Genomic DNA, 22797 nt, shown 5'->3' with positions numbered 1-22797 from the left:
GGCAGCTCGCCAGTCACGCCACTGCAGTGGTGGCATGACTTAAACCAAACAGCCTCCACGAATCCCGGGGCGATTCACGTCGCTTGCGGCTATATTCGTTAGATGAACCTAGTCAAGTCAAAACAGAGAGTCGTCGACCATGGAGAGGTGTTCACCCCCCCGTGGATGGTCGAGGCCATGCTCGATCTGGTGAAGGATGAATCTGAGCGCATCGATTCGCGGGTGCTCGAACCTGCCTGCGGCAGTGGCAACTTCCTCGTGCATGTCCTGCGGAGGAAGCTGGTGACTGTGGAGCGGAAGTTCGGCAAGTCCGACTTCGAGAAGAAGCACTTCGCCCTTCTAGCCCTCATGTGTATCTATGGGATCGAGCTACTGGATGACAACATCGCAGAGTGCCGCGAAAACATGCTCGAAATCTTTGCCGAGTACCTTGGCATTGAAGAGACCGACGATCTGTATCAGGCCGGGGTACATGTGCTCTCGCACAACTTGGTCCACGGCGACGCGATGACCATGCACACCTGTGACACCCGAGTGCCGATCACATTTGCAGAATGGGGCTCGCTGGGAAAGGGGAAATTCATGCGGCGCGACTTTCGATTGGACCGACTTACCCACCTGTCCTCATTCGAGCGGGAGGACTCGCTGTTCTCCCAACTTGGCAAGCACGAAGTTTTCGCACCTGTCAAAACCTATCCGCCAATGACCGTAGCCGACCTGGCTGTGGCCGCAAGAACTAACACAGTGAAGGGGCAGGAATGACACAGCAGGCCAGCTTCGCGCTGCGAGGACGCAACCCAGATGTTCTGACTTGTATTGCCAACCTCTCAAACGACGAGGTGTTCACTCCACCCGAGTTCGCTAACCGGATGCTGGACTCGATTGAGCGGGCATGGGCCCGAAATAATAACGGGGCCAACATCTGGGCGGACAAAACGCTTCGATTCCTTGATCCATTCACGAAGTCAGGCGTCTTCTTGCGTGAGATCACCAGCCGCCTGACACGAGGGCTTGCATCAGAAATTCCAGACCTGAACCACCGTGTCAATCACATCTTGACGAAGCAGGTGTTTGGCATCGGCATCACCCAGCTCACGAGCTTGCTGGCCCGGCGTAGCGTGTATTGCTCGAAGTTTGCCGATGGCCCTCACTCGATTGCGAAGTCATTCGGCACCGAGTCCGGCAACATCTGGTTTGAGCGGATGGATCACACATGGATTGATGACAGATGCAAGTACTGTGGAGCAAGCAGGGACACGTTAGACCGTGGTCACGAGCTTGAAACGCATGCCTACGCCTTCATTCACACCGACAACATACGAGCTCGATTGGCCGAGCTGTTTGGAAACGATATGCAATTCGACGTCATCATTGGCAACCCACCCTACCAACTGAACGACGGTGGGTTTGGTACGAGCGCCGCCCCTATCTACAACAAGTTCGTCGATCAAGCCAAGGCTCTCAATCCAAGGCTTCTTACGATGGTTATTCCTGCGCGCTGGTTCACAGGTGGCAAGGGCCTTGACGAGTTCAGGGAGTCCATGTTGGCCGACAACCGCCTCCGGTCAATTGACGATTTTTTGAGCGCATCCGACGTGTTTCCCGGTGTTGGACTGAAAGGCGGGGTGTGTTACTTCCTTTGGGACCGTGATAACGCGGGCACCTGCAAGGTAACTACGCACTTTAAAGACTGGCCTGTGTCTTCCGCCGTTCGACCACTGCTTGAAGAAGGAGCTGATGTCTTCATCCGATTCAACGAGGGGCTCTCAATCCTCAAAAAGGTAGTCACGGCAGAGAACGGTAATAGCAAGTCCGTTCGCCTAGGGCAGAGGCGGTTTGACCAACTCGTCAGCTCCCTCCGCCCCTTTGGATTACGAACATTCTTTCAAGGGAACAAAACCAAGGGAGCAAACGACCTTACCGTATACCAGAACGGTGGCAAGGGCTACATCAATAGAGACGAGATCACCACAAGTACGCACCTGATCGACTGCTGGAAGGTTTATGTGGGTAGAGCTGCGCCAGGTACGGGCAACAGAGACACCTACCCGCACAGAATAATCAGCACCCCCTTTATCGGAGAGCCTGGCTCCATCTGCTCGGAAACCTACCTTTGCATCGGGCCATTCGATACCAAGGAGCAGGCCGAAAGCGCCTTGTCTTATCTCTCGTGCCGACTAACAAGGCTACTTATCCTGCTGCACAAACCAGCTCAGGACACTACCCGTAAGGTCTACACCTTCGTTCCAACACAAGACTGGACGAAGCGATGGGCAGACGTTGACTTGTATGCCAAGTACGGGATCAGTCAAGAGGAAATCGAGTTCATTGAAAAGGTCGTGCGGCCGATGGGTGCTGGCGATGAGTAAAAGCATCGAGGAAATCCTCGCTCCAAAGCCCAAAGGACGCCCACGCATCTATGCGTACTCGATCGATGATGCAGCTCACAAAGGCCTCCTCAAAGTTGGACAGACGGTGCGTGATGTTCAGCAGCGCGTTGCCGAGCAAGTCAAAACAGCAGCGATCAAGAACTTCAAGATCGAACTCGACGAGCCTGCTGAACGTTTGGACGGTACGATATTTTCTGATCACGCGGTACGGGCGGCGCTAGCCAAGAAGGGATTCGAAAACGCCGAGTTGGAGTGGATGCGTTGCACAGTCGCCGACGTGCAGACAGTGATTACGGAGTTACGCACCGGCCAGAAGCTATCGGGGACGCATCACCAGACCTTCCCCATGCGGCAGGAGCAAGAAGACGCGGTTAACAAGACCCTCGCTTACTTCCACTCCATCTGGCAAGAAGACATGAACGCGGCACCGCGCTTCCTGTGGAATGCCAAAATGCGGTTCGGCAAGACGTTCACCTCTTACCAGTTGGCCAAGAAGCTGGGCGCCAAGCGGGTGCTGGTGGTCACGTTCAAACCAGCAGTTGAGGACGCATGGCAGACCGATCTGGAATCGCACGCAGACTTCAACGGGTGGCAGTACCTGTCGCGACACTCCGACAAGGACCCTACCGAGATTGACCGTAGCAAGACGGTCGTCTACTTCGGCTCGTTTCAAGACCTGCTTGGTCGCGATCCGAACGGCAACATCAAAGCCAAGAACGAATGGCTGCACAAGGAGAAGTGGGACCTCGTGGTGTTTGACGAGTATCACTTCGGCGCATGGCGAGACACAGCGAAGGAACTTTTTGAAGGTGAAGATGCGACTGTTTCCAAGAAGGAGACCCAGCTCGAATACACATCCGAACTGGACACAGTGAACGAAGACCTCGGTGTCTTGTCAGCCAAAGAAACGGAATTTCTGCCCATATCGACCAAGGCATACCTGTACCTGTCGGGCACCCCATTCAAGGCGTTGGCCACCGGGGAGTTCATTGAAGAACAGATTTTCAACTGGACCTACACCGATGAACAGCGCGCCAAGCAACGGTTCGCGGTAGAGCATCCTGAGGAGTGGAATCCCTACGGCGCACTGCCTGAAATGAGGTTGCTCACGTACCAGATGCCAGATGAGCTGCTAGCTATCGCGAGTGGTGGAGAGTTTGACGAGTTCGATCTCAATGAATTTTTCAGTGCCACGGGCACAGACGCTGCCGCCAAGTTCAAGCACAAGAACGATGTGCAGAAGTGGCTGGACATCATTCGCGGCTCCTACTCACCGCAGGTTGTTGATCATCTAAAAACGGCGACGCGGCCGCCTTTCCCTTACTCTGACGTTCGCCTGCTGCCACACCTGCAACATGCGTTTTGGTTCATGCCCAACGTTGCGGCCTGCCATGCCATGGCCAACTTGCTTGCTGAGCGCCAGAACACGTTCTGGCAAGGCTACAAGGTGATCGTGTCAGCAGGAGCTTCGGCTGGCATTGGCCTTGACGCGCTACCTCCGGTACGGCAAGCCATAGGCAGCGGGTTTGAGACTAGCACCATCACCCTGTCCTGTGGCAAGTTGACCACAGGCGTGACAGTGGCGCAGTGGTCCTCGATCTTGATGCTGCGCAACCTAAAATCACCCGAGACCTACTTCCAAGCCGCGTTCCGTGTCCAGTCACCGTGGTCGATTAAGAACCCCAACGGAGACAACCCCAACGAAGAAGAAATTCTCAAACCTGTTTGCTTCGTCTTCGACTTTGCGCCCACACGGGCGTTGAGGCAACTGTCTGAGTACGGCATTGGCCTGTCATCGGGCGAAGCCAATCCAGAAGAGGCGGTCAAAGACCTCGTGTCGTTCCTTCCAGTGCTTGCGTACGACGGCGCCAATATGACGCAGATCGACGCAGGCGGCATCCTCGACATCGCAATGGCAGGCACTTCGGCCACCTTGCTGGCCCGCAAGTGGGAATCTGCGATGCTGGTCAACGTTGACAACGACACGCTGAGTCGCATCCTTGCCAACCCGGAAGCCATGGCCGCAGTGGAGCGGATTGAGGGCTGGCGGTCCTTGGGCGACAACGTCATCGAGACGATCATCAACAAGAGCGACAAGGTCAAGGCGCTCAAAGAAAAAGCAAAAGACGGCGGCGACCTTTCGACCAAGGAGAAGAAAGAGCTGTCAGAGGCGGAGAAAGAGTACAAGTCCAAACGCAAACTGGTTCAAGAGAAGCTTATCAAGTTTGCGACCCGCATCCCTGCCTTCATGTATCTCACGGATTTCCGTGAAAACACCTTGCAGGACGTAATCACCAAGCTGGAACCCGATCTGTTTCTGGCGGTTACTGGCCTCACGGTCAAAGACTTCCACCTGCTGGTACGCCTGAAAGTGTTCAACACGGAGCACATGAACCAGGCCGTGTTCGCCTTCCGTCGCTACGAAGACGCCTCATTGCGTTACACCGGGATCGAGAGCCACAACGGACTGACCCACTACGGCCTCTATGACACGGTGGTTGCAAGGGAATAGCTCTAAGAATCTCTTCTGTCCAACGCACATACGACACGCTCGTACAACCCCAGCATTCCTTGGCTCGTACGTCTTCCCCTATTCCAGAGAGACGATCTACCCAAGTACATCCGATCCGTCATACCCCCGGTGATGACCCGACGCCGTTCCAGCGGCGGAGTGGTCTTCACCACTCACCATAGACCTGTCTTAAACAGGTCTTGGATGAGTCTTAGATCAACGCTTCAACCTTCTTGGAAGCCGCACCAGCATTGGGTTCCGCCGCATCACTGGGTTCCGTCACAACGCCCATGGTGTCCGTCGCAACGCTGGGGGTCTCCGTCACAACGTCTGCGGTTGGCGTTACAACGTCTTCGTCAGTACTGCCCACGAACCGGGGTTTGCGCACCCGCACCATCCGATCAGCATCATTGAGCCAGCACGCCCAACCTGGCAAACCTGCGATGGCCTGAACAGCCTCCTTCAATGTCCTGATGCGGCTTTTCTTGGCTGAGGCGGTGCATTCCTCTGTGCCCCAGACGTGCGGCAGCAGGGTTTCCAGCTTGATTTTTCGGATTTCCCCAGTGAACGCCCAAGCTGACAGCCAGGCATGCAGACGCCGTGCCGGTTTGGACTGCAACAAGCGTTGTTCACGCATGTTGATCCAGTTCACACCGCTTCGGGATACGCAGCCTGCCGACAGTTCAGGGTTGAGGACTACGAAGACACGGGCAGGCGCCTCCCCCGTGAGCACCGCTGATAACAGCGTGTATGAGCAAGTCCCCCAGTGGCTGCCGCTGCCTGGGTAGTACAGCGATGCCTCACACGTTGTTCGGAGCAACCTGCGAACGCTGTTGCGTACAACCTCGGTATTCGGCCCCGTAGCGGTCATTCCAATGCCCCGCGCAAGTGATGAGATCGTGACTTCCACGCTCACCAAGACAGAAGGTGTACCGAGATCGGCAAGGTTGCTGGCGATCTTTTTTTCAGCCTTCACAGCCTGGTACTTGATATGCCTGAGTGCGATGGCGAAATCCTCAGGGTGCTGTGCTGGGAAAAACGTATGTCTGTGTTCGCCAGGCGTCGCAGCCAACTGACATAGGTGGTACAGGACCATCTGATCGGTGATGTCCAATGCCTGCTCTGACGTCCAAACGCAGTCCACAAGCGTCTTGTACTCCCCGTTCCGGATCGCGCTGTTAGCTGCCTGAATTCCGGCAGCTCGGGTGCCGTGTTGGATGGGCCGAAACAGACCGTCCGTCATGACGTACAGGGGATGCACAGGGGCATGGTCCATGTAGTCGATCACGGGTTCGACCTGTCCGTTTGCGCCCAACCGTGGCTTGGGCGCTGGTTTCAATGAGGGCTTCTTTGCTCTGGCCCCCCCTGGCGTTTTTCTCTTCTGCTGCATGTGATTTTTCCTGGTCGAGGCTCGCACCGATGTGCCCAGCCGCAACCCGGGCGCACGTCGGATCGAACTCTGGTGAATCACATGCGCTGGGGTGTTGTCGGTGTCTTTCTTGGACAGTTGTGACGACATCCCGGAATCATTTCCGGGGGCTAGGGAAACCACGTTAGCAAGCGCACCCTCGTTTGCACAAGTGGGGTGCAGCATCCTGTGCCACGGACATTCGGACAGGGTCATGGGCCGCATTCATGCTGCCCGGCAGCCCTTGACAAACGGTCTGAAATTCGTAGACTGGTAGGCATATGCACAGTGATACCCACTTCCTCAATCACACCTCCACGGATCGCTCGATCCAGTGCATACGTTCGCGCTAAGCGGACGATTCTTCTCCCTCCGTTTCGTCCGCGTCCATAGGCACGCATCAAGGGTTTGGTGCGCGCCGAGGGTTTGACTTTTCAAACCGGAACGCGACATGTCTCACACTCCTAGCGCCTCTTCTGCGGCCTCCAAGCAGAAACCATCCACGACGGCAAAAACCGTCACGACGTACCCCCTCGATCCTTGCGTCGAGTTGTTCCCGGCAATGAACTCCGACGAGTTCAATGCACTGAAACAGAGCATTCAACGCAACGGCCAATCCGAACCCATCTTGCTCTTCGGGGGCAAAGTGGTCGATGGCCGCCATCGCCTCAAAGCCTGCCAGGAACTGGGCATCGAACCCAAGGTCCAGACGCTGAGCGTCAAGACCTACGAGCAGGCCAAATCGATGGCCTTCGCACGCAACATCAACCGCAGAAACCTGGCCACAGGACAACGGGCTTTGATGGCGGCTGCGTTGTGCACTCGCAAACCAGGTCAGGCCAAGTTTTCAGCAGCGACGGAACCGCCACTGTCTCAAACCCAAGCGGCTGACCTGTTTGCCGTGAGCCGCGATTCGGTTCAACGGGCTGTAAAGGTGTACTGCGACGGCAGCAAAGAGCTGAACCGGCAATTGGCGTCGGGCGAGACCACTTTGAACGAGGCGTATGTCGAAGTCACCGGGTCCAAGCGCATCAAGGACTCTGTGCTTCTTCAAGCAGCGAAGCTCGTTGCGCGACACAAGGAACAAGAGAGCGCGAAATCTCGCCTCGCGCGTCTGAACCGTCAAGCCCTTTTGAGCCAGAAGAATGCGGCACTGCCCACGGGCAAGAAGAAGTATTCCCTCTTGCTGGCAGACCCACCATGGAACTACGGCATGTCCAACGACCGCTCTGCGTCACGGATGCTGCCGCACAACCATTACCCCACCATGAGTACGGATGACATCTGTGCGATGGACGTGCAGTCTTGCGTGACTAAGGACGCCATGTTGTACCTGTGGTGCCCCGCATCCTTGCTGCCAGAAGGCTTGCGCGTCATGGAGTCATGGGGTTTTGAGTATCTGACCAACTGGGTATGGCACAAGAGCGGCGGCAAGCTCACCTGTGCGGGCGGCGTTGCAGTGGCACACCATGAATTGCTGCTGGTCGGCAAACGTGGTCAAGGCCTGACGATTGTCGGCAACGATGCTCGCGAGTCATCGGTGTTTGCTGCACCTGTGACACAGCACAGCGCCAAACCAGCTCTGGTGCATGAACGCCTGGAACGCCTGTACCCCTCCGTTGTAAACCGCATGGAGCTTTTCGCCCGCAATGCGCGAAGCGGCTGGGATGTGTGGGGTAACCAGAGCCAGCAATCGACGGCAGCTGTGCCAGTCGTGCAAACCACCTTGCAAACGGGGGCCAACGATGAGTCTTTTGCACACGCTGCCTGAATTCGGCAGGGTCGTGCGGCACTTCATCGTGTACGGCGCCTGCACCAAGCGAATACAGCACGGTCGCTGACAGCGGCCTAACCGGAGCATGACTTGCGTGAAAGCGCAACCGTGATCCGGTCTTTTCTAGGGCACCCGTTCCGTTCGGGTGAACTCATGTCCTGCGCTATTGGCCGGACGGAAAACCCTGCCCTAGACACAGCCCCTTACCAGATTGCCAGGAACAATATTTATGAGCACTTATGAAAAATTTGAACACGAAAATTACCCCGACAAGCCGCACCTTGGTGCGCATTTACCGAGCTGAAATTGATTCGACCGCTTGTACTCAAACAGCAATTGACCGCTTCCTGGGCGTGGCAGACACACCAGAAGCATGGATGTACGAATGGCTGGAATGTACCGGCCAGTTGGAGGAAGTTCCAGAGCGTTTCAGAACCTATCTGGACTATGCGCAGTTAGCCACCGATAGCAGACTCAATGGCGAGTTTTATTTCGTTGAGCACGGTGGCCGAGTGTGGGTGTTCTTGACGCACTGAGTCACGCCGTCAGCGGAAGCCCTGAGCACCACCCATGAGTCAGGGCGCAGGCTGTGAAGCCTCTCAGCTTCCAGCACAACCGTTCACCGCTCGTCAGCGGTTGACGCCCCGTAAATGGTTGCGCGACCCCAAGCTCGTTTGGTAGCTTGGGCTATGACACCATTCACATACATGATCCCAAGGCACGGATTTGAGCCGTGCCCCTATGAGCAATCCCAGCATCACCCCTCCTTTTTCGAGGGGGTCGCATGCTAGGACTTCTGCTTCACCTTCTCACCGAATCAGACGCGCCCCCTGTTGAGAGGCGCTACCAGTACGTTCGGGCCATTCACCGCCAGACATTGACGTCGCTGGCACGCGCACGCCAAGACCCCAGAACCCATCCCCGGATGCTAATAGCGCTGGAACGGGCTGCCGACGATTTCGAGGAGGAGCTGCGTCGGCTCGAACCCTTGCGGCTTCACCACCGGCCAGGTACCTATGACCCATCGAACCCCGAATCGAAGTGCGGAGAGGGGCGTCTATGAGTGCATTGAGCTACCACGTTCAGCACATGCCGGACCCCGCGTTTTGGCAGGCGCTGGCTGATCACCCCAAGCCACATGGTCAATACCCCTGCCCGCTGACGCTAGGGTCACGCATCGCTTTTGTGTTTGCACCTTTCAACACCCAGGAAGGCTATGCGGATTTCGGGAATCCGAAGAGGGGCATGCACTTGGTGGTGCCATCCACCCCTGCACCCATTACGTCCATGGGGTACTTGTTCGGGCCACCCACAGGCATGAGTCGCCGGATGTTCGTGGCCTTCTTCTATCGCTCCAACGAAGCAGTGCTCGCGGAATGCAGTCCGATCGTGATGCTGCACAAGCCACTGGGACTGCGCTTGCAAAGTGGTGCGGTGTACACCGATTTCAGCGTGGCCTCAGCGGTTCTCAAAGGGGATGACGCGCCCATCAACCTGCTGTATGCCAGCCCCTCGAACCCGGATTTGAGCTTGGTGATCAGGGAAGAAGCGGACCTCGCGGGCAAGTCGAATCTGAACATTCAGTTGAAGGTGCCGATGCTGGCGTCGATGACGGTGAACCCACCAGCGCAAGCGCGATTGCCGATTTGAGGGGGCCGGATGACTTCGACAAGCGATCCCCAATTGTTCGACCCCATGCCAGCCCTGGTCTGGAACCTCGTTTGCCGCATGTTGGGCCCCATCTACACAGAGGTGCAGCCCCATTCCGTTTCGGTCTTTGACTGGTCACAAACGGTATGGGATCAGGCGCTGGACATTGCGCGAGAACACAGGCCACTGCCCCAGGTGCGGCCCCCTCGCAATCGGGGACTGCTCAAAAAAACGCAGTCCTCACAGCATTCCCCTGATGTTGGAGCGTTCGAGCTGTGAGCACGTTCACTCCGTTTTTCTTTCCCCTCCCACGACATGAAGCCCATGACTCACCTCGTGACCTCGTCCTGTTTCCTCCTGCTGCCGCGCAGCAGGGCTCCCCCCACCCATTCAACGAAAGGCAATCTAATGAAACGCACTACCGCAAAGTCCCCAAAAAAACGGACTACACCCTCATCACCCGATCCCGGCAACGTCACTCCACCCAAGCGCTCGGTGGAAGACGTCAACAATCAGCTTTACCAAGAAGCTGCTCAGCGCATCCTCCAAGCCATTGAAGCTGGCACCTCCATCTGGCAAAAGCCCTGGATCGCTCCATCCAGACATCGCCGCCCGTTCAACGCGCACACGGGTCTGAACTACTTGGGCATGAATCGCGTTTTGTTGATGACCGAGATGATGGCCAACGGCTGGACCGACACGCGGTTTATGACGTACAAGCAAGTGCAAGCCTTGGCACAGGACATGAAGCGCTCGGGCACACCGGATGACGAGTTGCCCTACGTGAAGAAGGGGGCGCAGTCGATCACCATCTACAAGGTGGGCAGGCAAGAAATCAAGCGGCCTCGGGTCGATAGCTCTGGCAAACCCGTGCTGGATCAAGCGGGTCAACCCATTGTGGACAAGGCACTGGGGCGCACGTTTTTGCAGACGTACCGGGTATTCAACGCCAACAACATCGCCAATCTGCCGCCGCTACCGGAGGTCGAACGCAAACCGACCTGGGAGGTTCATGCCGAGATCGAGGCACTCGTCAAAAAGCTAGGGGTGCCTGTCACTTATGAGCCCATCGGACAGGCTTTCTACCAACCAGGTCTGGACCGCATCACGGTCCCAGACCGCTCGCAATACAAGGATTCTGTGAAAGACGGGGTCGTGGTCTATTCAGCGGCAGCCAAGCACTACTCCGTGCTGTTGCATGAGTGCTGTCATGCAACGGGGCATGAGTCGCGCCTTAACCGCGTGATGTTGGGAGCTATGGGCTCCCCTGAAAGAGCGCGAGAAGAGCTCACAGCGGAAACGGCTTCCGCATTCTTGATGGCCTCCTACAACATGGAGTCCGACGAGGTTATCAACCAGCACGCCAGCTATCTTGAAAGCTGGGCCAAGCTCATCAAGGATGACCCAAGGGCGCTGTTTCAGGCGTTCTCTGCTGCTGAAAAGGCTGCGGACTGGTTCATGCAACGGCATGAGAGACAGTTGGCCGAGGCACCACAAGTCCCCCCTCAGCCTGCGCCCTCGTTGGTTCAAGGCTTTGGAATGCCACAGCAGCAAGTTGACGGGATCGGCCACGGATTGGTGGCGGTAGCTCAAATGCCGTCATCGGCTGTCAGGATCAACGGGCTGCGACCCGCAGGGGAGTTTCTGGATGCGGCGGTCGCTGGCCTGAATTCCGGCAGCATGGGGCCTGCGTGAACGCTCTTGTAAATTTCCGACAAAAGGTTCTTGGTTTCACCTAGGTCATAAAGCTGATATGGCAAAGCTATCATCATTCCCAAATGGGTAGGGATAGCACGTGGACGGCTGCGGACTATGGAGGGCCACTTCCTCCGCGAATGCAGCGAATCGCCGAACAAACCAAAACAGAAACGCCGTATGTCGTATCACCTAGCGCTCAGAAGCTTGCTCACAGCACGCAGGGCTATTTGCGGGGATCGTTTTGCTGACTGCGTGCGTCACAGTTTGATGGGGGATGTTTCTGCTGCTCATCTGCGTAATGAGCTTCATCAATCGACCCATCAAGAATTGACAGTCACATCCATCAGTGACCGTCTTGGCGAATTACTCGCCGTCGATCTGAATCCAGTAGGCCATGTTTTGCGACTGAGTCGCACGGAAAGGGCGTACCACGGCCTGTGGGACGCATACAACCAAAGAGGAAACGTCGTCGCTCGCGTAGCCTATGGGTCAGGGCGGCGATCCCCAGCGTTGCACGCGTCCTCCTCATGCCACGTTCATCATGGTCAGGGTGCTAGGCGAATCGAAGAGCGTATGCATGAGCGGTTGCTTGAAAGCTACCAAAGCGTAACGTCCGCGAGGTTGTTGGGCAACATTCGAAATTCTCGTAGTTGGTCAGACCATGTTGCGGATGCTCGGGTCAGCGCTGTGGCGCGCATTTTAGGGGCTGGCCAGTTGGTCGTTGAGCTGTGCCAATTCTTCGAGATGTTCCCCCACGCCAAGGTGCAGGACGCTTGCGTGCGACTCGGTGCTCATCCTCGAACGGTGGAGAGGCGTATGCGTGAACTGGGCATCACAGCGGTCATGCTCAAAAGGGTCTGCATGCTGACCTCTGCCACCCACGACATCCTCTGGACCCAGCGAGATTTTGATGACATCGCCAAAAGGCACGGCTACACCGATGGCGCGCATCTTTGCAAGACGGTGTCCATGGCTACCGGCGGAATTACGCCATCAATGTGCCGTTCGTTTGTGTTGACCTGAGATTCGTATGTCTTACAGCCTTCCCATGCGGGTGCTCGAATCGCTCCACCGTAAACCATCGGTTAACCGTTTTCAGGAAAACGTAGCCAACGTTCTCACCTCGTATGTGACGTTGGAGAAGAAGCGCCAGCTTATGCACTCGGTGGAGGGGGCAATTCCTTCTTTGCAGTCGCTTGAAGCGCCTTGGCGAGAGTTAGCGAGCCTTGACCTCAGTCCGACGGGTTTGTTTTTTGGGCATAGCCGCTCGTATGCGGAGATAGCGCAGCTTTGGGATGCGCACAGCACCTACGGAGAAGTCATAGACCCCAGCGTGTGCAAGGAGCAGGGTATCTATCCCACCAAGGAAGTTTCGAGAGTGCATTTTCGGATGCTGGAAGGATACGGAGCCTTCTTTGATCACTGCCTGCATCAGAACCGCCGAAACCCCCATACGCCAAGCGTCCGTCACGGTTTCACCCTCAAAGACGTAGCGCGAATTTTCAACGCCCCGATGCTGTTGCAAGACGCGTGCGATTTTTTCTTGACCTTCCCAAGGTCGAAGGTGTCCGATCTCTACACCGCATTGGGCCTGCATCCTCGGACGGGTGAGAGGCGCTTTGCATCCGAAGGAATCTCTGCACTGGCCATCAAGCGTGCTTGCGCTATTTCGTCAGCTTCCCGCTACATCCTGTGGTCAGACCTGACCTTGGCAGAAATTGCCGCCAAGTGTGGGTACACAGACGGGGCGCACCTGCACCACGAGTTCAGGCGTTCGACTGGGGGAATACCGCCAGCTGCATATCGCCGAGCGGTGCGCGTTCAACATTAGCGACTGGCTTTGGCTCATCTGGGACCACACCATCCATCCGTCGCTCGTTTGTGCTGATTTGGGATTCGTATGTCGTACAGCCTACCCATGCGGGTGCTCGAAACACTTCACCGCAAAGCATCGGTCAACCTGTTTCAGGAGAACGTCGCCAACGTTCTAGCATCGAACGTCGCTTTGGACCGAAAGCAGCGCATCATGAACGCAATGGAGGGTGCTCCTCCCTCGCTGCAATCTATGGAGGGACCTTGGCGCGAGTTGGCGTGTCTGGATCTCAGTCCCACGGGTCTGTTCTTTTCGCAGACTAGCAAGTACGCAGGGATTACGGAGATTTGGAATGCGTACAGCACCTACACCGATGTTCTGGACCCCAGTGTGTGTCAAGAACAAGGCATCCATCCGACAAAGTCCATCTCGAAAGTGCACTTTCGTCTCTTGGAGGGATATGGAACGTTCTTTGACCACTGCCTGCATCAGAGCCGCCGAAACCCTTATCCACCAAGCGTCCGTCACGGCTTCACCCTGAAAGACGTGGCTCGGATCTTCAACGCCCCCATGCTGTTGCAAGACGCCTGCGATTTTTTCTTGGCTTACCCCAGGTCGAAGGTTTCCGATCTCTACACCGCATTGGGCCTGCATCCTCGGACGGGTGAACGACGCTTTGCAGCGGAAGGAATTTCCGCACTGGCCATCAAGCGTGCTTGCGCGATTTCTTCGGCTTCCCGCTACATCCTGTGGTCAGACCTGACCTTGGCAGAAATTGCCGCCAAGTGTGGGTACACAGACGGGGCACACCTGCACCACGAGTTCAGGCGTTCGACTGGGGGAATACCGCCAGCTGCATATCGCCGAGCGGTACGGGTTCAACATTAGCGGCGAAACTGACCCCCAGGTGTTCTGCTTTACACCTGGAATGAACGTCATCCACCAAACAGATGGACAGTGTGCAAGCATTGCGCGTGATGCCCACGGAGGCATCATCCGCGCAATGAGCGTGTCAAGGAACGCAGAGGTAAGTCTGGCCAACGGTCCCGCAGGATTTTTTCGCCTCTTCGCTTTGCCCTGTTGGAGTTTGCGTTGTGGTTGTTGCTTCCGGCTGAGGTCGTGGCACCTTGCCCGAGGTCTGCGCATGAATCGGCGTCAAGGCAGCGCTGCAAAGGAGGAGCGCGAAGGCGATGTCTTGAAGTGGCTTGATCACAGTCTGCCCCTCTTTCATTCGTCTCGACCACTACTGCATGTCAGCTCGACAGATCCAACCTTCAAAATCCCAGTCTGTACCGGCCCATACTCTTTGATGGTCACTTCATAGCCAGCGGTCGCTGGCTGAATCAGCCGCCGATCTGCACTTGCTTGTCGAAGCATCGGGGTTGCGTAGTCGGGAAGGGCCACACCTTCGCGAAGTGCACTGACGGCCACAACCGTTTTCTTCTCGCTGACCCACGCCACCATAGGCTCACCATTGGGCGAGCTGCACATGAACCAGGAATGAGCCGCTGGCAAGTCCTGAGGCCAAGCATTGCGCTGAGCATGTGCATTCAGTCCGCAACCCAATCCCACCGCCGCGAGCGCGGCCATCCGAATCAAACGCATGAAAAACTCCCTGTTGAAAAACGTGGGTGCTAAGCACTTCTTGGTGACGTGCGAGCACTGACAACGAGGGAATTGTTGTTTGCGCGATTTGTAAATCCGCGACCCGGAAATCAGTGTCTTCCCGGTCTGGTGACCTTTTTGCGTGATGGGCATGTCCGCCAAACGGACTCTGCTGATCCTCATGGCATCGAACTCCTCAGCGCCATGACCGTGGGAATGTGGCTGGCCAAGGGCCTGGACAGTAAGCACGCCTGTCCGCAACGAATCAGCAATGGGTTCGTGTCCATGTCCCAAGTGCTGAATGGGCAGGGCGCGGTGTATCAAACATGAGAGCTTGATCGTTGGGCGCGTTAGAACGTTGCGGGGCGTGTGCTTCGGCACCCCACTTGTGTTGTCTCAGGTGCGTTTGTTATGTTGGTCTTCAAACCAAATGAACTAAGGAACACTACATGACAACAACATCACAGCACTCTGTATCAGTATCTGTCGAGCCTGACGATAGCCGCTGCCGCTACTGGGCCAAGCGTATCGATTCCAACACGGTATTGGGCTTACCTAGTACCTTCAACGGAGCCAAAGACATCCCTGGGGCGGTTTTGCCGCATGGCGAAGATGAGTTAGCCGTGGGCGACTTTCTCATTGAGGGGGAGCAGGTACATCACCGTCATATCGAACGGGGGTGGACATATCGCATCGCGTATATGGGGATCGACGGCACATTGCAGCGCGTAACGCCAGCCAAGGAACACAAGCAGGCGATGAAGTCAGCAGGTATGCCCACGGATTGGCTCAAAGGTGCGGGCCAACTCGCAGCCTGCGTGCGTCTGATCCATGGCTTACGCATGGGCTTGAATGCAGGGGCGGTGCCTATCGAGACATCGGCGGTGCCGGTATCAATGGATGACTATGCCCGCGTCGCGCAGTTGTGTGAAGTGTGGTTTCAGCCGAACGGAGATGAGGCTCAGCCTACGCCTTGGTCCATCTACCAACAGGCGGTAGCGGTAGCGCGAATGACCAGTCTGCCGGACGTGTATGAAGAGCTACCCAGTCTGACGGAGTTGCTGTCCGATTGATGAGCGGCACAACCTGAACGCCAAGAAGCGTCAAGAAACACCAATGCTGTGTAGCCAGGATGTAGCAAAAAAACTGCCAAAGATTCAAGTTCTCCTATGAAAACCGGCGTTTTTATGGGTACTGCTGCATCATCGGGGTGTGCGGCGATGCAATGGGCTCGGTGATCGGCGCGGCGGATGTCATGCGATGGATGTCAGGGTAAACAGCAGCAGGCGGAGAGGCTTGCTGGGTGAAAGGCAGCCCGAATTATCGGGGGCTTTCGATGCGCTGCTGGCTCGCTGAGCCCCGTCGCCCGCCAGACCATCGGAAGTCTGGACAGCTCCAGCGCTGTCAATAGAGCAGGGTCACCGAAACCGCGTCCCTGTAACTCCCCGCAGGCACGTACTGACCCGCAGGAATGCGTCCGTAGACCTGGAAAACCTTGACCACACTGCCCTGCATGCTGCCCGTGCCCCCGGTGCCCACACATGATGCGTTGGTGCCGTCAGCCCAGATCTGGGTGTAGGCGCTGTCGCAATACATGTTGTAGCCCAGGCGGCTGCTGCCCGCTGCCAGCTGCCGCTGCATGGCCGACGGCTGGCCACCCATGCTCAGGCTGAGGCTGTAGTTCACCGGCAGCCCGAGGGGCGCGGGCACCATGCAGGTCACCGTGATGCTGCCGTTGGCCAAGGTCGCGCTGCCGGATGGCTGGTACACACCGAACACTGGCGCCATCGCTGCAGCGGTGCAGGTTTGCGCCCGGCCTGTGGGGCAATACAGCACCAGCATGAGGACGGCCAGGCTGGCTGCGCCCCGGATTGCACTGGCGCGCCAGGCGCTCAGGCCGCCAGTTGCGCAGTCGTTGGTGCCCAAGCAGCTCATGGGGTGTCCTCGCATCGGTCAGGGGTCAGCGCAATGGCCTGGGTTGCTGCAGCGGTGTTGCTGTCTGATGCAGGCAGCGTGAAGTGGCAGCGTTTTTTGTCCAGGGTGATGCTGAAGGTGCCGCGCCCGCCAGTGCTGGACATCAGCTCCCCGGTCCACAGCTCGCCGCGCGTGTCGATCACCGCTTCATTGGGTGGCTCGATGCCATCGGGCGCGACGCCTGTGGCGACGGCCACGGTCCCGGGGGGGTAAGGCTTGTTGTGGGTCAGGAGCGGCTTGACCATGGGCTGGCTGGCCCAGGACAGCACGTTGATCTTGAAGGGCGCCAGCACGCCCCCGCCGCGCGGCGGGATGACCTGACGGTCCAGTTGGCTGGCGGTCCAGTTGATCGGCCAGGTGGCGGGGTTCACGCTCAGGCGGTTGGTTTGCTGCGCCACCAGACCGGGAACCAGCAACACGCCATCGGCATTGGTGTGGCCAGCCGGGCGGTTCTCGTAAAAAACCTCGACATCAGGGGCGCCAGTCGACACCATCGCAAACGCTCCGTTCAGGGGGCGGCTGGTGAGCAGCTGGCCACCGGTCCACAGGATGTTGCTGCGCAGCGTGATCAGGCCGCTGCGGTCGGTGCGACCGACCCGGGCGCTGGCCTGCAGATCAAAAATGCGGGTCGAGGTGCTCCAGGTCCCGTCCAGCGCAGAAAAGGTCTGTTGTGAGTCCCGTGTGGCGCCCAGCCCCCAATTGGGTGCGCCAGCGTCCTTGCTGTCGTTGCTGCTGTACTGCGCGCGCGAAAGCTGGTTCTTGTCGATGTGGTTCTGGCTGAGGTAGACCGAGCTTGACCGCGTGTCACGCTCGTTGGTCAGCGGCAACACCAGGGCCAAGAGCACATTGCGCTGGCCCACACCCTTAAAGCGGGTGTGGGACAGCGCCAGTGACAGGCTGGCGCCTTTGTCGCTCACGCGGGTGGTCGCGCTCAGGCTGCTGATCTGCTCGGTGGCATTTTGCTCACGCTGGGACTGCACATGGGTGGCGCCAAAAGTCCAGTCGCGCACCCCGCTCCACTGCGCTTGAATCAGGCGCTTCGACCGCAAGGGGGCCCGCGAGCCCAGACTTGGCAGGCCGTGCGGCGCTTGGGTCGCGTCCATCAGCAGACGCCAGAAGCGGCCGCCGCCGTCAAGTCGCACCTGCAAGGCGCCGCCCTGTTGGATGCCGGTGCCCTGCGGCAGCGTATCGCTAAAGAGGGAGCTGGTGCTGTCCCGCGCGCCAGTGTTGCGCGCCCACAGCAAGCCCAGGTGCGCAGCCCACAGATCGGTCAATCGACGGCCTGCTTCCAGTGCGAAGGAGGAGGCGCGACGGGACACCAGTCCCTGGCCACCGACGGTCAGGTCGTGTGTCAGACCGGTGCTGTAAGTGCCCACCACCACGGGTGCACCATAACTGGCATTGTGGGTAAAAAAGTTCTCGCGCTGCCAACCCGCATCGATTCGCCAAGCGGTGATACCGGGCGGCAACAGGGTGGCGGGCAGGTAGATTTCGCGCTGCACGGTGATCGGGTTGCCCTGGGAGTCCAGCGTGCGCACGCGGTAGCTGTTAAAGCCTTGCTGCGCTGGCAGGTTGCGCAAATCGACCACGCCGTTTTGTACGTTCTGCTGAAACTGCAGGTTGTCGTTGATGAACACCTCCAGCGGACCCGCCAGCGCGTTGCCGTTGCGCAGGGTGGGCAGCACGGGCGAGAAGTCGCTCGGCCTCAGGCTCCGGTCGGTGCCCCAGGACAGGCCCGCAAACTGAACGGATTCCCCCTGCGGCGTGGGGCTGCTGACGGCATCCCCCAGCCGGAGGTAAACCCCCGTTTGCGGAGATTCCTTGAGAGCATAGCTTTCGTAGCGAGCCACCCGGCCACCCTGCGTCCAGGCAAAGTTGGTGTTGTAGTACCAGCCGTCGCGGTAAGCGTAAAACTCGCCCGACGCACCCAGAGTCAGGCGCGAGGAGTTCTTGCTACCCGCGTAGCTGCTGAGCAGTTGGTAGTTCAGCCCCATGCTGTCCAGCACGGTTGCGGTGCTGACGGTCGGCGGCTTGCGGCTGTCGATCACTTGAGTGGCTTGCGTGAGGTCGAGAAACGTCAGCGTGCCGGTGTCCGGATTCACCTGCAGCGCAGTATCGTTGGCGGGCAGCTGCCAGAGGTTGATTTGCTCGAATGAGCATGTCTGGCGGTGCGGACTGGCGCCAACGGCCTGGCCTTTCAGTGGGATGAACCAGCTGTTGTCGGCAGGACTCCGGTAAGTCACGGCGACCTGCGGGTCCTGGCCGGCTTCCTGAATCTGAAGCACGTCTGCGGTGGTTTTGACCAAGCCCAGCGACGTACAGTCCACCGACCACACCGGCATGCAGAATGAAGCGATCATCATGCCAAGCGCGACAGGCGAAAACGAGGTCGGCGAACACTGGCGGGTCATGGTCAGCTTTCGGTAACAAGCCCAGAAACCAGCTTGAAGGCCATTGTCTGCAAGGGACGCCCTAGGATGGTCAACCAGGGCAAACTGACTCAGCGCGCTGTCAGCGCCATGAGACCACGGTCGGTTTGTGCGCCGGTTGCGCAGCGCGCCACATTGCCCGGGACCACCAGTTTTTGCCCCGGTGCAATCCGGCTCAGTACCTTGAGTGCCTCCGGCGGGCAATATTTGCCCTCGAGCTTTGACACGGTCAGTGTTACGTTGCCAGTGTTGAGCAATTGAGCAGTGGACGCCCCAGTCGCTGTCATGGTCAGCATCGGTCTTGACTCAGTCGGAGCCACAAAAATCGGCACGCCGACGTTGAACACCATGCTGATTTCCTTCTCGCTTTTGGCCTCAGGCAACTGGCGCAGAAAAAGGCGGTAAAACCCTTCAGTGTCCTGTCGCGTCCCTGTGTACTTGAAGCGCACCACTCGGCCCTTGCCGGGTTGCAGGCGAAATGAGGGCGGAGACACCACAAAGTCTGGGGCCGGCGCGTATTCTTCCTTGCCATCGACCCATGTCACATGCAGGAGGCCGACCTGCACACCCCAGGAAACGTCGCCCCGGTTGCTCACCTCGACGCCAGCGGTGTCCATGACCGGATCCAGCCGCACGATCACAGGTGCTACCGCAATCGGGGACACGCCTGCTGATGCGGTGGAAACTAGATTGCCGACCAGTAACACGCCAAGTGCACCGGTGACCCAGGCGCGGGCCCAGGTCTTGAGATCGGCGATGGTGCTTGTAGACGACATGCTGGGCGCGTCAATAGTTGACGGTCACCGTGATGATGTCGGCGTAGGCACCAATGCCAGCCTGCTGTTCGGCGGTGAGCCTGCCGTACACGGTGAAGGTCTTGATGGTGCCCGCGGTGCTGGTGGCGGCACTGGAAGGCTGCCAGTCAGCAGCAATTTCTCCCCAGTTCTGGGTACGGGCGGCGTCCCGGAACAGGTGATACCCCAGGGTATCTGCACTCAACAAGTTTGTCATCTTGCGCGCAGAAGTCGTCGCGCCGGAGCCGGCACCACTGCCAAGACCCACGTTGTAGGCGCTCACGTCCGGTGTGCACGTCACGGTGATATGTCCGTGGCTGTCGACCGCGGCGCCAGTGTAGTTGCCAAAGATCACCGGGGTGGCTACAGCGACACAGCTCGACAGCACGGTGGCGGTCACATCCATGAGGGTTGTGGCGGTTGCCGCATGACTGATCGGCGCTGCGGCCAGAAGGGCGGTAGTCGATGTGAAAGCGGCAAAATTGATAAATTTAGTAGAGCGCATAAGACCCCCGAAAAGAGTTGAATTGAGCAACCGCCTCAAGAAGTTACCGTGAGAAGAGCAGGGTGCTAGCGCATTTCCGTGCCTGTCTCTTTGGGTGGACCGTTGGGAAAATTGCAACTCAAGCTTGCGGTTTACTTGCTGGTGTTTACCTTTGGCAGTGATGTGATTGAACTACCTGCTTCTTTGAAAGTCAATAAAAATGATAAAAATAATTTCAAAAAAGCAATTTTTCGATCTGAAGTGCGCGTCTTTCGTCACGGAATGTGTGGTGAAAATCATTGTTGTCAATTTTCTGCCAGGCAATGTGCGGCCTACAGCGGTGCAGGCGACCCGAAGTCCATACAACAGCGCCTGGACGTCCAAGGCGATGGGCGCCTTCATGCGGGAGGTTGCTAAAAAGCGAGTTCGGTCGCTGAGCAGCCAGCGTTGGGCGCTGAGAGATGTGCGGGGCGATCAGGTTGACGGGAGGCGTCAGTGACTACTACCTGGGTCGCACGGCCGATATGGCCGATGTGGCCGGATGGAAGCGGGTTGGCGCCTGATTAGGACGATGTGTCCAGTGTTCCAGGGGCTTTGCTGGCGTCTGCTGGGCGCAGATCAGCAGGGGTGGGCGGCATTGATCAGGCCCAGGCTGCTTTGCTTCAAGCACCTATGCTTTGCTTCAAGCACCTATTGTCTTGGTTTCTCCACTCTCCAAGCACATCGCACAGGGAGTCGCGCAGAGCGTCCCTTGGGCAATTCCGCTACGTTCTGCCAGTATGTTACGTTTGGACATACTCTTGGCTGTATGCTGGTAGCTTGACTTTGAACGGAGCCACCCTCCGTCGAGAGTAGGTGTTTCAACCCCCGGATTCAGAGGCTTCAGAGCGACCGTGATTTCGTCCGAACTGTTGACCGACCTCCTCGCCCCTGCTGGGGAAGGCCTCATCGAGCCCATGGCGCAGGCGCGTCTGCAGGCGCTGGTGGACGCAGTGCCGGTAGCGCTCATGGAGTTTCGCCTGCAGGACGGCCGCCTGCTGCTGCTGGCCGCCAACGCCGCAGCACGGCGTATGCCAGGCCTGGGGGCGGTGCGGCATCCAGGCGTGGACGCGTGCGAGGTGTTTGACCTGCTGGCCAATACGCCGCTGATGGACCAGTTGCTCGGTGTGGTGCGCGTAGGCGCTCCGCTGGAATGCCGCCAGGTGGTGCGCGAGCCCGGCCGTCTGTTGCTGGCTTGGGATCTGTCCGCCCGCCGCGTGACCAACGACTGTATTGTGGTGACGGTGCGTGATGCCTCCGAGGCCGAGAACCTGCGCGTCGCACTCGCGGCGTCCGAGCGCACTCTGGAAGAGGTGCGGCGGGAGCTGCGCGAGCAGACCGATGTGTTCAACACCATGGAAAGCCTCGCGCGCACCGGCCACTGGCGTCGTATTGAAGACCCTGGAGAAACCGTGCTGCTGTGGTCGCCTGGGCTGTGCAACATTGCAGGCTTTGAACAGCAGGAGTGGGTGGACCCCGAACGGGCGGTCAGCGGCATCCTGCTCGAGGACCGCCACGTGTTCGAGAAGATCCGCGAATTCGGCGCAGCTCAAGACGTCGAATACCGGTGGCGCCGGCCCGATGGCGAGGTGCGCTGGATGCGCTCGCGTGTGCAGCGCACGCTGCCTCGCGATGGGGTGCAGGTGGTCATGGGTGTGGTGCAGGATGTGACCGATGAACATCGTGCGGCCGAGCAACTGCGTGAGCAGCTGCTCTTCATCCAGCGCATTGCCAGCCGCATTCCCGGCTTCATCTACGAATACCGGCTGCATTCCGACGGTGGCACCAGCGTGCAGTACATCAGCGATGCCGTGCGCGAATTCATGGGCGTGGAGCCGCACGAGGTCACTGCCAACCACGGCGTGCTCATGCACCGCGTGGTGCCCGAAGACCTGCCGCTGGTGCAGCGCTCGGCCATGATGTCGGTGCGCAAGCTGGTGCCCTGGCAGTGCGAGTACCGCGTGCGCATGCCAGACGGCAGCGTGCGCTGGCACATGACCAATGCCATCCCGCACCGCGAGGCCGATGGCTCGGTGGTGTCCCATGGCTTCACCATGGACATCACGGACCGCAAGCGCGCAGAACAAGAGATCGAACGCCTGGCGTTCTACGACGCGCTCACAGGCCTGCCCAACCGGCGCCTGCTGCTCGACCGCCTGCAACGCTCCATCGCCGCCTGCCAGCGCACCAAGAACCTCGGAGCCCTGCTGTTCATCGACCTGGATAA

19 protein-coding genes are annotated in these 22797 nt (G+C 58.3%); 13 read left to right on the top strand and 6 right to left on the bottom strand.

All coding sequences use genetic code 11. From position 1 onward, the window contains the following. The first annotated feature begins 102 nt into the window (after positions 1-102). The 3 genes from AC1Q64_RS24615 to AC1Q64_RS24605 are packed head-to-tail and all read left to right on the top strand — an operon-like array spanning position 103 to position 4902. Positions 103-762 (top strand): N-6 DNA methylase, encoded by a 660-nt coding sequence (locus tag AC1Q64_RS24615; protein ID WP_492253092.1) that lies wholly within the window; start codon positions 103-105, stop codon positions 760-762. Next, the gene (locus AC1Q64_RS24610; RefSeq protein WP_492253091.1) at positions 759-2369 is read left to right on the top strand and encodes an Eco57I restriction-modification methylase domain-containing protein; all 1611 of its coding nucleotides are present in this window, start codon (positions 759-761) and stop codon (positions 2367-2369) included. The genes AC1Q64_RS24615 and AC1Q64_RS24610 overlap by 4 nt, the downstream gene beginning before the upstream one ends. Continuing rightward, positions 2362-4902 (top strand): DEAD/DEAH box helicase family protein, encoded by a 2541-nt coding sequence (locus tag AC1Q64_RS24605; protein ID WP_492253090.1) that lies wholly within the window; start codon positions 2362-2364, stop codon positions 4900-4902. Before AC1Q64_RS24610 ends, AC1Q64_RS24605 begins: the two co-directional genes overlap by 8 nt. Before the next feature lie 211 nt (positions 4903-5113). On the opposite strand, the gene repC is transcribed toward AC1Q64_RS24605, so the two are convergent. After that, positions 5114-6526: a replication protein C, IncQ-type gene (gene repC, locus AC1Q64_RS24600; RefSeq protein ID WP_492253089.1), complete on the bottom strand. Its 1413-nt coding sequence runs from the start codon at positions 6524-6526 to the stop codon at positions 5114-5116. A gap of 235 nt (positions 6527-6761) precedes the next feature. On the opposite strand from repC, the gene AC1Q64_RS24595 reads away from it, so the two are divergent. The 7 genes from AC1Q64_RS24595 (at position 6762) to AC1Q64_RS24565 (ending at position 14133) form a co-directional block, all read left to right on the top strand. Continuing rightward, positions 6762-8081, top strand: a complete 1320-nt coding sequence (locus tag AC1Q64_RS24595; protein WP_492253088.1) for a Spo0J and IME4 domain-containing protein — start codon at positions 6762-6764, stop codon at positions 8079-8081. A gap of 242 nt (positions 8082-8323) precedes the next feature. After that, positions 8324-8620: an antirestriction protein ArdA gene (locus AC1Q64_RS24590; RefSeq protein ID WP_492253087.1), complete on the top strand. Its 297-nt coding sequence runs from the start codon at positions 8324-8326 to the stop codon at positions 8618-8620. Between the two features lie 523 nt (positions 8621-9143). Continuing rightward, on the top strand, positions 9144-9734 hold the full coding sequence (locus AC1Q64_RS24585) for a hypothetical protein (protein ID WP_492253086.1): 591 nt from the start codon (positions 9144-9146) through the stop codon (positions 9732-9734). A gap of 408 nt (positions 9735-10142) precedes the next feature. Further along, positions 10143-11429: an ArdC family protein gene (locus AC1Q64_RS24580; protein WP_492253085.1), complete on the top strand. Its 1287-nt coding sequence runs from the start codon at positions 10143-10145 to the stop codon at positions 11427-11429. An 819-nt stretch (positions 11430-12248) separates the two neighbouring features. Then, a complete protein-coding gene (locus AC1Q64_RS24575; RefSeq protein WP_492253084.1) occupies positions 12249-12455 on the top strand; it encodes a hypothetical protein in 207 nt (68 codons plus the stop codon). 7 nt (positions 12456-12462) lie between these two features. Then, on the top strand, positions 12463-13263 hold the full coding sequence (locus AC1Q64_RS24570) for a helix-turn-helix transcriptional regulator (RefSeq protein WP_492253083.1): 801 nt from the start codon (positions 12463-12465) through the stop codon (positions 13261-13263). An 87-nt stretch (positions 13264-13350) separates the two neighbouring features. Beyond that, positions 13351-14133 (top strand): helix-turn-helix domain-containing protein, encoded by a 783-nt coding sequence (locus AC1Q64_RS24565; protein WP_492253082.1) that lies wholly within the window; start codon positions 13351-13353, stop codon positions 14131-14133. Between the two features lie 339 nt (positions 14134-14472). Here AC1Q64_RS24565 and AC1Q64_RS24560 read toward each other — a convergent pair whose 3' ends face one another. Further along, positions 14473-15033: a hypothetical protein gene (locus AC1Q64_RS24560; RefSeq protein WP_005793571.1), complete on the bottom strand. Its 561-nt coding sequence runs from the start codon at positions 15031-15033 to the stop codon at positions 14473-14475. Between the two features lie 266 nt (positions 15034-15299). Between AC1Q64_RS24560 and AC1Q64_RS24555 the strand changes: the two genes are divergently transcribed. Next, positions 15300-15923, top strand: coding sequence for a hypothetical protein (locus AC1Q64_RS24555; RefSeq protein ID WP_492253081.1), 624 nt, complete (start codon positions 15300-15302; stop codon positions 15921-15923). A gap of 331 nt (positions 15924-16254) precedes the next feature. On the opposite strand, the gene AC1Q64_RS24550 is transcribed toward AC1Q64_RS24555, so the two are convergent. The 4 genes from AC1Q64_RS24550 to AC1Q64_RS24535 form a co-directional block, all read right to left on the bottom strand. Beyond that, the gene (locus tag AC1Q64_RS24550) at positions 16255-16785 is read right to left on the bottom strand and encodes a Csu type fimbrial protein (protein ID WP_492253080.1); all 531 of its coding nucleotides are present in this window, start codon (positions 16783-16785) and stop codon (positions 16255-16257) included. After that, positions 16782-19235, bottom strand: coding sequence for a fimbria/pilus outer membrane usher protein (locus tag AC1Q64_RS24545; protein WP_492253079.1), 2454 nt, complete (start codon positions 19233-19235; stop codon positions 16782-16784). Before AC1Q64_RS24545 ends, AC1Q64_RS24550 begins: the two co-directional genes overlap by 4 nt. 89 nt (positions 19236-19324) lie before the next feature. Beyond that, positions 19325-20029 (bottom strand): fimbrial biogenesis chaperone, encoded by a 705-nt coding sequence (locus AC1Q64_RS24540; RefSeq protein WP_492253078.1) that lies wholly within the window; start codon positions 20027-20029, stop codon positions 19325-19327. 10 nt (positions 20030-20039) lie between these two features. Further along, entirely contained in the window at positions 20040-20552 is a 513-nt protein-coding gene (locus AC1Q64_RS24535) for a Csu type fimbrial protein (protein WP_492253077.1), read from the bottom strand. A 78-nt stretch (positions 20553-20630) separates the two neighbouring features. On the opposite strand from AC1Q64_RS24535, the gene AC1Q64_RS24530 reads away from it, so the two are divergent. Continuing rightward, the gene (locus tag AC1Q64_RS24530; protein ID WP_492253076.1) at positions 20631-20948 is read left to right on the top strand and encodes a hypothetical protein; all 318 of its coding nucleotides are present in this window, start codon (positions 20631-20633) and stop codon (positions 20946-20948) included. Positions 20949-21424: 476 nt separating this feature from the next. Beyond that, on the top strand, positions 21425-22797 hold a 1373-nt coding region (locus tag AC1Q64_RS24525; protein WP_492253075.1), incomplete at its 3' end, for a PAS domain-containing protein.

This window comes from Acidovorax sp. GW835-FHT14G06 (genome assembly GCF_058793595.1).
Note: the sequence above shows the minus strand (reverse complement) of the source record. Positions and strands in the feature narration are given on the sequence as shown.